Here is a 13,928-nt window from a genome sequence, read left to right on the forward strand (position 1 = left end):
AGCCCCGAGGCGAGGAGGAAAACGCCACGTATCCTGCGCCTCCAGGCTTACCCGGGACTTAATCCAAACTTAACCAGGCCTTAACGTGGCCATGTTGCGGCGTCGCCGGGCAACGACTCCCGCCAAGCCGCGATTGTCGGCTACCATGGCGCCAGACGGGGCACGCCGCTCTGCCAGGCCGCCCGCCTCTCATCTGCACGACTGTTCTGCACATTCAGGAAGCGCCTCGACAATGACGTCCGCCGACATCCCCCGCTCCGACCCCGCCGCGTCCCCCGCCCTTCCGGACGTGCTCGCCGGCCCTATCCTGCGCCGCGTCGACCCGAATCGCCTGCGGATCTGGCTGGTGGGCTCGCGCCACCTGGAAGGTAAGCTGCTGCTGCATCCCGCGGGTCACGGCCCGCGACGGCTGAGCCTGAACGGGCACCGTGTCCGGCGCCTGCCGCTGGGCCGCCATGCGGTGCTGCACCTGATCGATGTGGCGCTGGAGACGCCGCTGCCCACAGGCGTGGTGATTGACTACGACCTGCGGCTGGCCACCGCCGGGGGCGGCGAGACCGGCATCGCCGACTGGGCGCCGCACCTGCTGCACGAGGGCGCGCACCGCCCCTGCTTCGTGCTGGCCGAGAGCCATCGTCGCCTGCTGCACGGCTCCTGTCGCCGGCCCCACCATGACGGCCCGGACGCCCTGGTGCGTGCCGACGCCTGGCTCGCCGAGCGCCGCGACGACGCCGAGGCCTGGCCGGCCTGGCTGCTGATGACCGGCGACCAGGTCTACGCCGACGACGTGGCCGGCCCCACCCTGGTGGCGATCCACGCCCTGATCCATCGCCTGGGCCTGTTCGACGAGTCGCTGGAAGGCGCCACCGTCGCCGACAGCCAGGGCCTCTACGCCGCCGAGTCGACCTACTACCGTCGCGAGGCGCTGCTGCCCGACGTGGCCAGCAGCGCCGATCTGCGCGAACGCTTCTTTGCCGGCGCCCGCAAGCCGGTGTTCACCTCGGCCCACGCGCACAATCACCTGATGACCTTCGCCGAGGTCATCGCCATGTACCTGCTGGTGTGGTCGCCCGTGCCCTGGCGACTGGTGACGATGGCACCGCCGGCGCTGGACGAGGCGAACGCCGAGGCCTTCGCCAACGAGACGGCGATCATGGAACGCTTCGTGGAGGGACTACCGGCGACCGCCCGACTGCTCGCCCATGTGCCGTCGCTGATGATCTTCGACGACCACGACGTCACCGACGACTGGAACCTCACCGCCGACTGGGAGGCCTGCGCCTACGGCCACCCCTTCTCGAGGCGCATCCTCGGCAACGCCCTGCTGGCCTATCTGCTGTGCCAGGGCTGGGGCAACGATCCGGACCGCCTGGCGGTGCCGATGGACGAGGCCGCGGCCCTGCTCGACGCCGCCGAGGCGGCCGACGGCTGGCTGCCCGCCGAGGCGCATGACACCTGTATCCGTCACCTGCAGCGCTTCGAGGGCTGGGAATTCCAGGTGCCGGGCACGCCCAAGCTGGTGGTGCTGGACACCCGCACCCGCCGCTGGCGCAGCGAACGCAGCCCGCGCAGGCCGTCGGGGCTGATGGACTGGGAGGCACTCTCGGACTTCCAGCAGCAGCTGCTCGACGCCCCCTCGGTGATCATCGTCTCGCCGGCGCCGATGTTCGGCGTCAAGCTGATCGAGAGCATCCAGAAGCTGTTCACCCTGATCGGCAAACCACTGCTGGTGGACGCAGAGAACTGGATGGCACACCGCGGCGCGGCCAGCGTGATGCTCAACATCTTCCGCCACTCGCGCACCCCGGGGCACTACGTCGTGCTGTCCGGCGACGTGCACTACTCCTTCGCCTACGACATCCGCATCCGCCATCGCCGCTCCGGCCCACGCATCTGGCAGATCACCTCCAGCGGGCTCAAGAACGCCTTCCCCGACACCCTGCTGGATGCCTTCGACCGCGCCAACCGCTGGCTCTACGCGCCGCGCTCGCCGCTCAACTGGTTCACCCAGCGCCGGCCGATGCGCATCAAGCCCCGCGACCCGGACCGTGCCCGGGCCGGGGAACGGCTGTGGAACGGCGCCGGCATCGGCCTGGTGGAGCTCGACGACCAGGGGTGCCCCAGCGAGATCCGCCAGCTCGACGCCCGAGGCTTCGACGTGACCTTCCCGCCCCCGCCGGACAAGGACTGAGCGGGGACGGTACGGCCGGATTCCGAACGGATCAGGCCACGGCGCTGCGGCCGGCCGCGCGACGCCGCACCAGGGCGTCCACCGTCGCCATCACGATCAGCGAGGCGCCGACCAGCGGGAACAGCACCCCGCCGATGGCCAGCAGCGCCAGCACGCCACGCAGCGGACGGGTATCGGCGGGTGCCGGCGGCACGCCCAGCCGCCCGGTCGGGCGGCGCTTCCACCACATCACCGCCGAGGATACGCACAGCAGCACGATACCGGCGCAGGCCAGCGCCAGGATCAGCTGGTTGGCCAGGCCGTACTGCTGCCCCAGGTGGACGTTGATGCCCCACTCCAGGCCACGCCCCAGCGGGCCATAGTCGGCGTAATTCATGTCGAGCAGCGCCTCGCCGCTGTACTGGTCGAGATGCACCACACGCTGACGGCTCAGGTCGTCCGGATAGACCGAGCCGGTGTAGACGCCCTCGGGCCCGCCCGGCAGGCTCACTGCATAGCCCGGCGCCAGACCCAGGCCGTCGAAGGTCGCCACCGCACGGTCGAGGCCGATCGCCGCCGCACCCGCGCCCTCGACGTCCGAGATCGGCAGCTGCGCCTGCTCCAGCGACCAGCTGGTGGCCTCGCGCTCGGCCAGGCGCGCCTCGGACATTGGCACGTTGACGCGCACCCCGTCCGGATAGCCGAAGTTATGGCCGTTGGCCAGTTCGTTGACCTTGCTGCCCCACACCGTCGACCAGGGCATGCCGGTGACCGCCAGGAACAGAATGATCCCGCCGACGAAGAGACCGGTCACCGCGTGCAGGTCACGCCAGAACACTCGCTTGCCCGGCCGGCCGCGCACCGTCACCACGCCGCCGCGCCGGCCCCGCGGCCACCAAAGGTAAAGGCCGGTCAGCACCAGCAGGATCGCCCAGCCGCCGACGATCTCGATGACCATGCTGGCGGTGGTGCCGAAGTAGGAGAGGCTGTGCAGGGAGCGCACCAGCCACATCACGGTGCCGCGATAGGGCATCTGTCCGGTCACCTCGCCGTCATAGGGGTCGACGAACACCGCCACCCGGCTGCCGTCCGGGCGCGTGACGTCGACCTCGGCGGCCTGCGTCGCGGAGGCCGGCGGCACGTAGCGGAACGCCTCGCCGTCGACCGCGGCCAGCGCCGCATCGCGCTGGGCGCTCGCCTCCACCGTGGCGACCTCACGCGCCTCGACCGTCATCAGGTCGGCGTGCCACCAGCGGTCGATGGAATCGTGGAAGAGGTAGAGGGCACCGGTGACCGCCAGGGAGATCAGAAACGGGATGACGATCAGCCCGGCATAGAAATGCCAGCGCCAGACGGCGCGATAGAGGTCCTGCGCTTTGTTGCTCATATGAGACTCGCTCGAAGGAATCAGGGCACGCACGCCCTCGCCACTCGTCTCGGGGACGGCGGCGATCGGTGGCGTTGCGCGTTACATCAGGGGGTCACGAGCGACGCAGGGGTGGGGCACGCGTCGGCGCCTGGGGAAAGACCGCGGGGCCGCCGTGGGCGGCGCGGGTCGCCACCACCGGGGCGGTAATGGCCTGGGCGGCCAGGGGCGGCACGCTCGGCAGCATCGCCGACAGCACCGGCATCTGCTGGAACAGCGTGCAGTAGCCGCAGGCCGGGTGCCAGTGGTGCGTCGACGATGAGGCGGTAGCGTCCGCCTCGACCGCCATTGCCATCACGCCCGGCTTCGCCATGTCCATGGCGTGTCCGGCGTGATGGTGCCGCTCGGCGGCGCTCAGTTGCCCGATCAGCGGCCCCAGCACCAGCAGCAGCATCGCCAGCAGCGCGAGGCGCGCGGCCGGACGGCGATGACGGTGCAGGACGTGGAAGGGGGTCATGGGGCGGCGTCGGTGGCGATGGAGGAAGGCCACAGGATAACGCAGTCGCGCCGCGCACTCGGCAGGCGAGCGCGCGGCGCCTTGTCGCAGCAGATGGCCCTGGGCTCCATCACCGGCATCCATCGGTGCGGCGACGCCGCCACAGCGCCACGCCGCCGGCCAGCAGCGCCCAGGCATAAAGTGCCGCCACGCTGTCATCGAGCACGATGCCTACACCGCCGACGATGCCCTCGGCCTGGGTGACCGGCGGCGGCTTGGTGGCATCCAGCAGGCGGTAGGCGGCGAAGGCCCCCGCCATGACCAGCGGCTGGCGGGCCGCCGCCTGCCCCAGCACCGCCACCGGGAAGGCGACGATCTCGTCGAGCACGATGCGGCCGTCGTCCTTGCCGCCCAGGGTATCCGAGGCCACCTGGCAGAGCGGCATCGCCACCACCAGCAGTATCGCTGCCACGCCGAGCTGCCAGCGGCGCGAGCGCCCGAGCAGCCACCAGGCCAGCGGCAGCGCCAGCAGCGAGCCCACGGTGCCCGAGGCCCAGGGAGAGAGCCCCAGGCCGAAGCCGGTGGCCAGCCATATCACCAAGGTGTCCATCGTCATGGGTCCCTACATGACCGGCACGCCGATCAGCGGACCGTGCAGCCAGAAAGCGAATAGTGCATAGGCAGCCACGCCGATCACCAGAGTGGCAAGGGTGCCCCCGCCGGTCGGGGCCACCGGCGCCGGAGCGGGTCGCCGGCGGGCGGCACGGAAGTCGAGGATCGCCCACGCCAGGAAGGCGCCGAAGAAGACGATATCGCCGAGCCGGCCGTTGACCAGCAGGTGAGAAAACGCCCACAGCTTGACGCCGAGGATCATCGGATGACGCAGCCGAGCCTTGAGATGGTTTCGCGGCACGTAGGCCGCCGCCGCCAGCACGAAGGCCGGGATCATCAGCAGCATGACCAGGTGCCGCAGGGCCAGCGGCGGCGTCCACAGCGTGGGCGAATCGAGTCGCATCTGGCCGAAGCCCCAGATCGCCAGCGCCAGCCCCAACAGCGACACCAGGCTATAGAGGGCTTTCCAGCGATTCTCTCCCCACCGGGCGATGCGCTCGCGGCGCCAGTCGTCGGCGACGATGCGCACGGAGTGCACACCGAGAAAGAGCACGAGGCCGAGCATCATCACGGTCATGGCGGAAGGGCTCCTCGAATCAGCGAGTTGTCGACCCGGCGAAGGGTAGCCGCAGGGGCCGGCAGACACCAGCCCCGACCAGACGTCAGGCGCGTAGCACGTAGCGAAGGATCTCCACCACCTGGGCCGGGCTGGTCGCCCAGGCCATGGCGGCGGCGTCCACTTCCTTGAGCGGATGCACGATCTCCTCGCTGTGCAGGGTCACGTAGGGCTTGCCCAGGGCCGCGCAGTAGCCGGCATCGAAGGCCGCGTTCCACTGCTTGTACTTGTCGCCGAAGCGCACCACCACCAGGTCGCTCTGCTCGATCAAGGTCTTGGTGCGGATGGCATTGACCTTGGACGACTTGTGATCGCGCCAGTAGCCCTCGCTCTGCGGACCGAGATGGTCGCCGGCGGCATCGCTGGCGTCATGGTCGGTGACCGGCGCGGTGAAGGCGATGTCGAGGCCGGCATCCCGGGCGCCGCGCTGGATCTCCTCGCGCCAGTCGGTATGGATCTCGCCGGACAGATAGACGGTGAAGCTCATGATTCCTCCTCAGGGGGCCGGCTCGCGGCCGGTCTTGTCGATCGAAAGCCCTATCTTACGTCATCGATTTTTGTACACAAAACAAACCGTCTCATGTACCCATCCGCACGACGCTTCGACAAGGCCCGGTTCCGCACCGCATCATGGTCCAGATACGGTTACCGATCCACGACAACGGCACTCCCCATGGCCCTCGACACCACCGATCTCAATCGCCGCATGACCCACTTCGACGACCACGACGATCTGTGGCTGTTCGGCTACGGCTCACTGATCTGGAAGGCCGACTTTCCCTACCTGGAACGCCGACCCGCGCGCATCCACGGCTGGGTACGCCGCTTCTGGCAGGGCTCCCACGACCACCGCGGCACCCCCGAAGCCCCGGGCCGGGTCGCTACCCTGGTGGCCGAGCCGGGTGCCGTTTGCGCGGGCATGGCCTATCGCATCACCCCGGCGACCCTGGCGCCGCTCGACGTGCGCGAGAAGAACGGCTACCTGCGCGAGATCACCCCGCTGCAGTTCGACGACGGCACCACCGCGAAGGGCCTGACCTACATTGCCACCTCTGACAACGCCGCCTTTCTCGGCGAGGCCGACGTCGATGCCATGGCCCGCCAGATCGCCGCGGCCCACGGCCCGAGCGGCCCCAATACCGACTACCTGCTGAACCTCGAGACGGCGCTGGCCGAGCTCGGCGTGGTGGAGCCCCACGTCAGTGACCTCGCCCGACGCGTGCGGCACGTGTTGCCCTCGCCGCCCGATCGCCAGCCGGTCTGAGTGCCTGCCCCCTCCAAAGCCGACGAAAAGGCGCCTTAGCATGTACAATAAGGCCCTGATCTCACGGCAGCCGGCGACGCCCCGATGTCGACCCTGACCGCGTCCGGCGCGCGAGGCCATTCCACCAGCACGAACATGGGAAGAGTGATGAGCGACAAGATTCAGGTGGCGTCCCCACTGGTCATCCTGCACGGCGACGAGATGGCACAGGTGGCCTTCGAGAAGATCATTGACACCTTCGTGACCCGGCCGCTGGCAATCGACCTGGTCGAGATCGACCTGACCGCCGAGAACCGGCTGGTCACCAACGGCCAGGCCGTGACGGACGCCATCGACGCGCTCAATCGCCACGGGGTCGGCATCAAGAACGCCGGCATGACGGTCAACCGCGAGCAGCGCGACGCCCTGCTGGCCAAGCATCCCGAGCTCGACGCCGGCACCCTCAACCCGCTGGCCACCAAGTCGCCCAACGGCGCGATCCGCAAGGGCATCGGCGGCAACATCACCCGCGAGGACATCGAATTCCGCAACCTCAAGGTCGACCGGCCGGCCTGGATCGGCCGCGACATCGAGGTCGAGACCATGGAGCACGGCGGCACCAAGGACAGCTACAACGCGCTGTCCTCGGCCACCGGCATCGTCAAGCTGCTGTTCGTGGGCAAAAGCGGCGACCCGGTCGAGCTGCATCGCCGCGAAGTCAACAAGGGCGACCCCTGGCTGCTGGCCACCAACGACCTGGAAGACGTCAAGGCCTGGGCCCACCGCTTCTTCCAGCGCGCCCTCGACGAGAAGCGCGACATCTATCTGGGCCTCAAGGACACCGTCATCGCTGGCTACGACGGGGTGATGCGTGCCGCCATCGAGGACATCTACCGGACCGACTACCAGGCCAAGGCCGAGGCCCTGGGGCTCGCCTACCACTACGAGCTGATCGACGCCCAGGCCGCACGCCTGGTCGCCAACCCGCCCGAGCGGGCGCTGTGGGGCGTGCCGGACAACAACACCGGGCGCAAGCTCTACAAGCTGGTGGAACAGCTCAAGCGCTACGGCATTCCCGAGCGCAAGGCCCAGGTGTCGATCTCGCGGATGAGCGCCGGCGGCGGCGACCAGTACGGCAGCTTCAATGCCCCCGCCGCCGAGGACGGCATCCTCAAGGTGGTGGTCGACGGCGAGGAGAAGCACGCCCGTCACGTCAAGCAGGGCGACCCCATCCTGCTGATGTCCAACGATCGTGCGGCGATCAAGGACTGGGTGCTGCAGGTATTCCGCGATGCGTCGCACAAGGGCAAGGAGGTCTACTTCGGCCTCAAGCGCGAGTACATGGACTACGACGAGGTGTTCAGCGACGTCATCACCGAGGCGCGCCGCGAGCTGGCCAAGGCCGACACCCCGCCGCCGTCGTTCATGATCATGCGACCCTCCAGCCAGCTGATCAAGATGATCACCGACCCGCCCCGCAACGCCCTCTATCCGGCCCAGAACCTCGACGGCGACATCTTCTCCGACATCTCCGCGGCGCTCGGCGGCAGCCTGGCCACCGCCAGCTCGATCATCGAGAGCAAGAACGGCACCATGCTGTTCGAGGCGCCCCACGGCACCGCCCATGACCTCTACCTCAAGTATCTGGAGAGCGACGGCAAGGAAGCGCACTTCAACTCCTCCGCGCTGATCTACGCCGTGGGCAACGCCCTGGAAACGCTGGCCGACCGCGAAGGCAACGCCGCGCTGGGCGACTACGCGGTTCGCCTCAAGGCGGCACTGATCGACACCATCGGCGACGGCATCGTCACCGGCGACCTCAAGGGCAAGACCACCGACCCGGCCGCCGAGACCGTGGTCGACATGCACGGTTTCCTGGACGCCGTGAAAGCGCGCCTGACGGCGTGAGTCGACGCCCTTCTCTAGCGCTCTGACGCGGAGCCCGTGCCCTCAACACGACGACGGCGCGGGCCATGCCCACGCCGTCGTGACCGCGTCATCGCGCCGCGTGACGATGGCGAATCGGCTCAGCGCCAGAAGCCCCGATGGGGCACAGCCGCTTCAGCCTCCAGCATCGGCCCGAGGACCTCGACACCACGCTGGCCACGCACGAACACTTCGCGACAGGGCAGCGAGAAGGTCGGGTTCTCCTCATGGTCACCGGTCAGGCCGAGCAGGCTATGCTCCGCCAGGGCATAGACCACCCGACCGATGTTGCACCAGTAGATGGCCCCGGCACACATGCAGCAGGGCTCGGCACTGGAATAGAGGGTGCACTCGGCCAGCGCCTCCGGGGGCAACAACTTGGCGGCCTCGGCGGCGGCGACCAGCTCGGCATGCTGAGTCGGATCCCCTTCGGGAGGCATGGAGTTGTTGCCTGCCGTGGCGATGATATTGCCGTCCCGGTCCGCCACCAATGCGGCGAAGGGATGCCGACCGGATTGCTTGGAAATCTCGGAGAGGCGGATGGTCTCGCGCAGCAGCTCAAGGTCGGTCTGGCTGACGCCTTGCTGTGGGGCTTTGATCGCGGTGGTCATGGGAAATCTCCTTGGTTGACCATGGATGTCTTGACGACGCTTCAGGACGATTCAGCGGGCCGTTCTGCCGCTTCGGGCTCGGCCTGCCGGGGATTGAGGATCAGGTTGAGCACCACCGCGGTGATGGCGCCGAGGAAGATGCCGCTGTCGAGTACCAGGCGCAGTGGGCCGTCCAACTGGGCGAAGAGCGCCGGGAAGGACATCGGCAGCACGCCGACACTGATCGACACGGCCACCAGGATAGCGTTGTTGGTGCCCTCGAAACGTACCCGGGCCAGCTCCTGGATGCCCGCCATGGTGGTCATGCCGAACATCACGATGGCGGTGCCACCGAGAACCGGGGCTGGCACGCAGGCGATCAGGGCGCCGAACTTGGGGAACAGTCCCATCAGAATCATGATCACGCCGGCAACGGCCACCACGTAACGGCTCTTGACCCGGGTGAGCGCGATCAGGCCCGTGTTCTGGGTGAAGGCGTTATAGGGGAAGCTATTGAAGACGCCGCCCATCAAGGTCGTCAGTCCATCGGCACGGAAGGTATTACCCAATGTCTGCTGAGTGGTCTCCCGACCGACCAGCTTGCCGATCGCCAAGCAATTGCCGGTGGTCTCGGCCATGATCACGATCATCGCCAGCATCATGATCAGGATCGGCATCGGGGCGAAGGACGGCAGGCCGAAGGCGAAGGGCGCGCTGATATCGAACCAGCCGGCCTCGGCCACGGCAGTGAAGTCGGTGAGACCCATCGCCATGGCGATCAGGGTGCCGACGATCAGGCCCAGCAGCACGCTCATGTTGCCCAGCAGCCCCTTGAAGCGGGCGTAGATGCCCACGGTGATCACCACGGTGACCAATCCCAGCAGCAGGTTGGCCGGGGCGCCGAAGCCTTCGGCATCGGGATTTCCACCGCCGAGCCAGATGGCGGCCGCCGGCATCAACGAGACGCCGATGATGGTAATCAGTGAGCCGATCACCACCGGCGGGAAGAAGCGCAGCAAACGGCTACAAAGCGGCGCCAGCAGCATCACGCAGAATCCCGAGGCGATGACCGCGCCGAACACATGAGTGATGCCATATTGCTGACCGATCATCACCATGGGGGCCAAGGCGATGAACGAACAGCCCTGGATGAACGGCAGCCGAGCGCCGAACTTCCAGAACCCCAGGGTCTGCACCAGGGTGGCCGCTCCCGAAGTCAACAGATTGGCATTGATCAGCAACACGACCTGGGCGGACGACAGCCCCAGGGCATTGCCGAGGATCAAGGGCACCGCCACGGCGCCAGCGTACATCACCAGTACGTGCTGCAGGCCGAAGGACGCAAGTTCTCTGACGGGTAATATCTCGTCCACCGGGTGGACGGCATGGGAGTCGCGCATATGTCTTCCCCTCGTTGTTGTACTTGTCGTTGCTGAAGGATCCCGGCCGGGACACTCGACGCCCGGGGCCGACGCTCGGGGTCAACGCAATAATCTCGCCGTTCTACTTATGAAAAAAGTTAGATACCATCAAATTTATTGATGCTATAAAAACCACGCGAGACTCGATGATGCCCTTCTCCCTGGAGCAGCTACGGACGTTCGGCGAAGTCGCCCGGCACGGCTCCTTCTCCGCCGCCGCCCGTCGTCTGGGCAAGACCCAGTCCGCGGTGAGCATGGCCATCGCCAATCTGGAGGTCGACCTGGCCGTGACGCTGTTCGACAGGACGAGCCGCGCCCCGCGGCTGACTCCCGAGGGCGAATCGCTGCTGCTCGACGCCGAGCTGATTCTGGCCCGATGCCAGGACCTGGAGGCCCACGCCAACAGCCTCGGCGACCGTCATCCGCCTAGGCTCACCCTGGCGGTAGAGATTCCCTACGCCAGCATCATCCGGGCCCTCGAGGCCTTCGAGGCCGCCTATCCCCACGTCGACCTGGAGATCCGCAACCCCATCCACGGCGACGTCTCCGAGCAGATGGCCAGCGGTGACATTGACTTCGGTATCGCGTTCTCGCAGCCCAGCTATCCCGAGACGGTGGCCTTCACCCAGCTCGGCAAGCTGGTGATGGCCCACGTCTGTCACCGAGATCATCCCTTGGCGCACCTCGACCCGGTCGGCTTCACGGCGCTGCGCAGCCATCGCCACCTGGTGTTCTCCTCCCACGACAACACCCTGCCAAGCTCGGAATACCTCAAGGCGACCAAGACCTGGAAGGCGGAAAGCTACTTCGCGCTGATCGAGATGGCAAAGCACGGCCTGGGTTGGGCGACGCTACCGCGCCAACTGGTGAGGCGAGAGCTCGAGGAGGGCATCCTGGTGGAACTGCCGCTGGCGGCCTACCCCCATACCGACTGGCTGGTCGGGGTCGACCTGCTATGGAACAAGCAGAAGCCGAGCGGCGAGGTGGAGGCCTGGCTGCGGCGGCGGCTCACAGAAAATGCGATATTCGAGTACGACAGTCGCGGCAACAAGACCACCTTCTAGGAGGCCCGCTCGTGACCACCCTGCTGATCTACGTCGCCGCCGCCCTTGCCGAGATCGCCGGCTGCTTCAGCGTCTGGGCCTGGTGGCGGCTCGGCGCCACGGCGCTGTGGCTGCTGCCGGGGCTGGCCAGCCTGGCACTGTTCGCCTGGCTGCTCAGTCTCTCCTCGGCCGACTACGCCGGGCGCGCCTATGCCGCCTACGGCGGCGTCTATATCGTCGCCTCGCTCTCGTGGCTATGGGCGGTGGAACATCGCCTACCCGACCGCTGGGATCTGCTCGGCGCTGCCCTGTGCCTGGCCGGCGCCGGGATCATCCTGCTTGCGCCGCGGGCCAGCTGACGACCGCTGTCTCACTGCCGGCGTCACTTTGGCCGAATCTTCCAAGTCTGCCCCACGACGCCGACATGAAAGTGACATAGAATCTTCCGGCGCACTGACCCCTGAACCAAGCCATGCCAACCCGCCCCAAGGCATCAGGCACTCCGCCAGAGGCGCCCTGGCGTATGTTTTCTCCTACAGAGAGGCTCGACCGCACGGACGTCACGTGCCATACATCGCGCATCCAATATCAAGATCACGACGTATAGGATGTATCACCCTATACGTCAGTGGACCGAACAGACGACACCTATGAACAACATGGCTTCCGTTGCGCTGGGCATGTCCATGGACACTCCCTCCGACAGCACCATCCTCTTCTCACCAGGCCCCAGCAACACCTTCATCCTGCTGTGCAGCTGCGGCAATAGCGAGGTTTCCCGGGATCGACATGCCTGGGAGCACTTCCGGCCCGATTTCGAGCGGGACCGCTGTCGCTGCCTGGCATGCGGCCTCGACGTTGCACTGACCTACAACGACGACCCCCGCCTGCATTTCCGCAAGCCCTGAACGGACAGCCACACCACAATATCTCGCTGTCACCAGCTGCATATTCCGATAGATTTCCTGCCTTGGATCGAAACCAAAGTCTTACCCCCTTCCCCAGGGCGACGATGATAGAATGCGCGCGCCTGCCGGGAGCCCCCGGGCAATCCCCGGGCGCGCCATCGATGGCCCCACCCCTGCGACCGATTTGCCCCACCCTGGCCACGCGCCGCGGTGATGGCGTGTCGTGAGGCCACCGCCTGGCCTGCCGGCTCCCGACCGTTCATGCATTCCGTGATTCCACAAGAGACACCCCATGATCGCCACCCTCAATACTCTGGGCCGCCCGCTGCTGCGGCTGGGGCTGATCCCCCAGATCGCGCTGGGCATCGTTGCCGGCCTGCTGCTCGCCACCTTCGCGCCCGATACCGCCCGGGCGGCTTCCCTGCTCGGCCAGGTCTTCGTCTCCGCTCTGAAGGCGGTGGCCCCGGTGCTGGTCTTCGTGCTGGTGGCGGCAGCGATCGCCAACCACCGCCAGGGCCAACCCACCCATATCCGCTCGGTGCTGGTGCTGTATCTCATCGGCACCCTGGTGGCGGCGCTGGTCGCCGTGGCGGCGAGCTTCGTGTTCCCGACCACCCTGGCGCTGGACGCTCCCGCGGCGAGCGGCACGCCGCCCGGCGGGGTCATCGAGATCCTGCGCAACCTGCTGCTGAGCGCCGTGGCCAACCCGGTCGGCGCGCTGATGGAGGCCAACTTCATCGCCATCCTGGCCTGGGCCATCGGCCTGGGGCTGATGCTGCGTCGCGCCGCCGACAGCACCCGCACCGCCCTCAACGACCTCTCCGAGGCCGTATCGGGCATCGTGCGCCTGGTGATCCGCTTCGCGCCGCTGGGCATCCTCGGGCTGGTCGCCAATACCCTGGCCGAATCCGGCATCGGCGCCCTGCTCGACTACGGCCGCCTGCTGCTCGTCATCGTCGGCTGCATGCTGTTCGTGGCGTTGGTCACCAACCCGCTGATCGTGTTTCTGAAAACTGGCCGCAACCCCTACCCGCTGGTCTTCACCTGCCTGCGAGGCAGCGCCATTACCGCCTTCTTCACTCGCAGCTCGGCGGCCAACATCCCGGTCAACCTGGAGCTGTGCAAGCGCCTCAAGCTGCACGCCGACACCTACTCGATCTCGATCCCGCTGGGCGCGACCATCAACATGTGCGGTGCCGCCATCACCATCACCGTGATCACCCTGGCCGCCGCCCACACCCTGGGCATCCAGGTCGATTTCGCCACCGCGCTGCTGCTGTGCATCGTCTCGGCGCTGGCCGCCTGCGGTGTCTCCGGCGTGGCCGGGGGCTCGCTGCTGCTGATTCCCATGGCCGCCAGCCTGTTCGGCATCTCCGCCGATGTGGCCATGCAGGTGGTGGCGATCGGCTTCGTGATCAGCGTGGTGCAGGACTCCACCGAGACCGCGCTGAACTCCTCCACCGACGTGCTGTTCACCGCCGCGGCCTGCCGCGCCGACGGCAAGACCGACGAGGGCTGACCCCTCACCCGCCTGGCC

At 67.5% G+C, this 13,928-nt stretch carries 14 protein-coding genes; 7 read left to right on the forward strand and 7 right to left on the reverse strand.

The window, feature by feature from the left end; translation table 11 throughout:
- The first annotated feature begins 232 nt into the window (after positions 1–232).
- Positions 233–2,191: an alkaline phosphatase D family protein gene (locus FHR96_RS13780; protein ID WP_183388266.1), complete on the forward strand. Its 1,959-nt coding sequence runs from the start codon at positions 233–235 to the stop codon at positions 2,189–2,191.
- A gap of 31 nt (positions 2,192–2,222) precedes the next feature.
- Here FHR96_RS13780 and FHR96_RS13785 read toward each other — a convergent pair whose 3' ends face one another.
- The 5 genes from FHR96_RS13785 to FHR96_RS13805 all read right to left on the reverse strand — a co-directional run bounded on the left by FHR96_RS13785 (position 2,223) and on the right by FHR96_RS13805 (position 5,747).
- Positions 2,223–3,557 (reverse strand): PepSY-associated TM helix domain-containing protein, encoded by a 1,335-nt coding sequence (locus FHR96_RS13785; RefSeq protein ID WP_183388267.1) that lies wholly within the window; start codon positions 3,555–3,557, stop codon positions 2,223–2,225.
- A gap of 94 nt (positions 3,558–3,651) precedes the next feature.
- Positions 3,652–4,053 (reverse strand): DUF2946 domain-containing protein, encoded by a 402-nt coding sequence (locus tag FHR96_RS13790; protein WP_183388268.1) that lies wholly within the window; start codon positions 4,051–4,053, stop codon positions 3,652–3,654.
- A gap of 109 nt (positions 4,054–4,162) precedes the next feature.
- On the reverse strand, positions 4,163–4,642 hold the full coding sequence (locus FHR96_RS13795; protein WP_183388269.1) for a phosphatidylglycerophosphatase A family protein: 480 nt from the start codon (positions 4,640–4,642) through the stop codon (positions 4,163–4,165).
- Between the two features lie 12 nt (positions 4,643–4,654).
- Positions 4,655–5,221 carry an NnrU family protein gene (locus tag FHR96_RS13800; RefSeq protein WP_183388270.1) on the reverse strand — a complete coding sequence of 189 codons (567 nt, stop codon included), beginning with the start codon at positions 5,219–5,221 and terminating at the stop codon, positions 4,655–4,657.
- Positions 5,222–5,306: 85 nt separating this feature from the next.
- Positions 5,307–5,747 carry a YtoQ family protein gene (locus tag FHR96_RS13805; RefSeq protein WP_183388271.1) on the reverse strand — a complete coding sequence of 147 codons (441 nt, stop codon included), beginning with the start codon at positions 5,745–5,747 and terminating at the stop codon, positions 5,307–5,309.
- Between the two features lie 186 nt (positions 5,748–5,933).
- Here FHR96_RS13805 and FHR96_RS13810 point away from each other — a divergent pair, with 186 nt between their 5' ends.
- Positions 5,934–6,524 carry a gamma-glutamylcyclotransferase gene (locus tag FHR96_RS13810; protein ID WP_183388272.1) on the forward strand — a complete coding sequence of 197 codons (591 nt, stop codon included), beginning with the start codon at positions 5,934–5,936 and terminating at the stop codon, positions 6,522–6,524.
- A 147-nt stretch (positions 6,525–6,671) separates the two neighbouring features.
- Positions 6,672–8,411 (forward strand): isocitrate/isopropylmalate family dehydrogenase, encoded by a 1,740-nt coding sequence (locus tag FHR96_RS13815; protein WP_183388273.1) that lies wholly within the window; start codon positions 6,672–6,674, stop codon positions 8,409–8,411.
- A gap of 119 nt (positions 8,412–8,530) precedes the next feature.
- Here the strand turns inward: FHR96_RS13815 and FHR96_RS13820 are convergent, their stop codons facing one another.
- Positions 8,531–9,040 carry a nucleoside deaminase gene (locus FHR96_RS13820; protein WP_183388274.1) on the reverse strand — a complete coding sequence of 170 codons (510 nt, stop codon included), beginning with the start codon at positions 9,038–9,040 and terminating at the stop codon, positions 8,531–8,533.
- A 41-nt stretch (positions 9,041–9,081) separates the two neighbouring features.
- Positions 9,082–10,419 carry a nucleobase:cation symporter-2 family protein gene (locus FHR96_RS13825; RefSeq protein WP_183388275.1) on the reverse strand — a complete coding sequence of 446 codons (1,338 nt, stop codon included), beginning with the start codon at positions 10,417–10,419 and terminating at the stop codon, positions 9,082–9,084.
- Between the two features lie 167 nt (positions 10,420–10,586).
- Between FHR96_RS13825 and FHR96_RS13830 the strand changes: the two genes are divergently transcribed.
- The 4 genes from FHR96_RS13830 (at position 10,587) to sstT (ending at position 13,910) form a co-directional block, all read left to right on the forward strand.
- Positions 10,587–11,504 (forward strand): LysR family transcriptional regulator, encoded by a 918-nt coding sequence (locus tag FHR96_RS13830; RefSeq protein ID WP_221195830.1) that lies wholly within the window; start codon positions 10,587–10,589, stop codon positions 11,502–11,504.
- An 11-nt stretch (positions 11,505–11,515) separates the two neighbouring features.
- Positions 11,516–11,842: a YnfA family protein gene (locus FHR96_RS13835; protein WP_183388276.1), complete on the forward strand. Its 327-nt coding sequence runs from the start codon at positions 11,516–11,518 to the stop codon at positions 11,840–11,842.
- A gap of 291 nt (positions 11,843–12,133) precedes the next feature.
- Positions 12,134–12,391, forward strand: a complete 258-nt coding sequence (locus FHR96_RS13840) for a hypothetical protein (RefSeq protein ID WP_183388277.1) — start codon at positions 12,134–12,136, stop codon at positions 12,389–12,391.
- 292 nt (positions 12,392–12,683) lie between these two features.
- Complete coding sequence (gene sstT, locus FHR96_RS13845; protein ID WP_183388278.1) at positions 12,684–13,910, forward strand: serine/threonine transporter SstT; 1,227 nt, start codon at positions 12,684–12,686, stop codon at positions 13,908–13,910.
- The last annotated feature ends 18 nt before the right edge of the window (positions 13,911–13,928 follow it).

Source organism: Halomonas organivorans (assembly GCF_014192055.1).
GTDB lineage: Bacteria > Pseudomonadota > Gammaproteobacteria > Pseudomonadales > Halomonadaceae > Halomonas > Halomonas organivorans.

What these genes read in the sequence shown, in the direction of transcription:
- FHR96_RS13815 (WP_183388273.1), top strand. Translation starts at nt 6,672, where the DNA reads ATGAGCGACAAGATTCAGGTGGCGTCCCCACTGGTCATCCTGCACGGC.
- FHR96_RS13825 (WP_183388275.1), bottom strand. Translation starts at nt 10,419, where the DNA reads ATGCGCGACTCCCATGCCGTCCACCCGGTGGACGAGATATTACCCGTC.
- sstT (WP_183388278.1), top strand. Translation starts at nt 12,684, where the DNA reads ATGATCGCCACCCTCAATACTCTGGGCCGCCCGCTGCTGCGGCTGGGG.
- FHR96_RS13820 (WP_183388274.1), bottom strand. Translation starts at nt 9,040, where the DNA reads ATGACCACCGCGATCAAAGCCCCACAGCAAGGCGTCAGCCAGACCGAC.
- FHR96_RS13810 (WP_183388272.1), top strand. Translation starts at nt 5,934, where the DNA reads ATGGCCCTCGACACCACCGATCTCAATCGCCGCATGACCCACTTCGAC.
- FHR96_RS13800 (WP_183388270.1), bottom strand. Translation starts at nt 5,221, where the DNA reads ATGACCGTGATGATGCTCGGCCTCGTGCTCTTTCTCGGTGTGCACTCC.
- FHR96_RS13805 (WP_183388271.1), bottom strand. Translation starts at nt 5,747, where the DNA reads ATGAGCTTCACCGTCTATCTGTCCGGCGAGATCCATACCGACTGGCGC.
- FHR96_RS13830 (WP_221195830.1), top strand. Translation starts at nt 10,587, where the DNA reads ATGATGCCCTTCTCCCTGGAGCAGCTACGGACGTTCGGCGAAGTCGCC.
- FHR96_RS13840 (WP_183388277.1), top strand. Translation starts at nt 12,134, where the DNA reads ATGAACAACATGGCTTCCGTTGCGCTGGGCATGTCCATGGACACTCCC.
- FHR96_RS13785 (WP_183388267.1), bottom strand. Translation starts at nt 3,557, where the DNA reads ATGAGCAACAAAGCGCAGGACCTCTATCGCGCCGTCTGGCGCTGGCAT.
- FHR96_RS13780 (WP_183388266.1), top strand. Translation starts at nt 233, where the DNA reads ATGACGTCCGCCGACATCCCCCGCTCCGACCCCGCCGCGTCCCCCGCC.
- FHR96_RS13790 (WP_183388268.1), bottom strand. Translation starts at nt 4,053, where the DNA reads ATGACCCCCTTCCACGTCCTGCACCGTCATCGCCGTCCGGCCGCGCGC.
- FHR96_RS13795 (WP_183388269.1), bottom strand. Translation starts at nt 4,642, where the DNA reads ATGGACACCTTGGTGATATGGCTGGCCACCGGCTTCGGCCTGGGGCTC.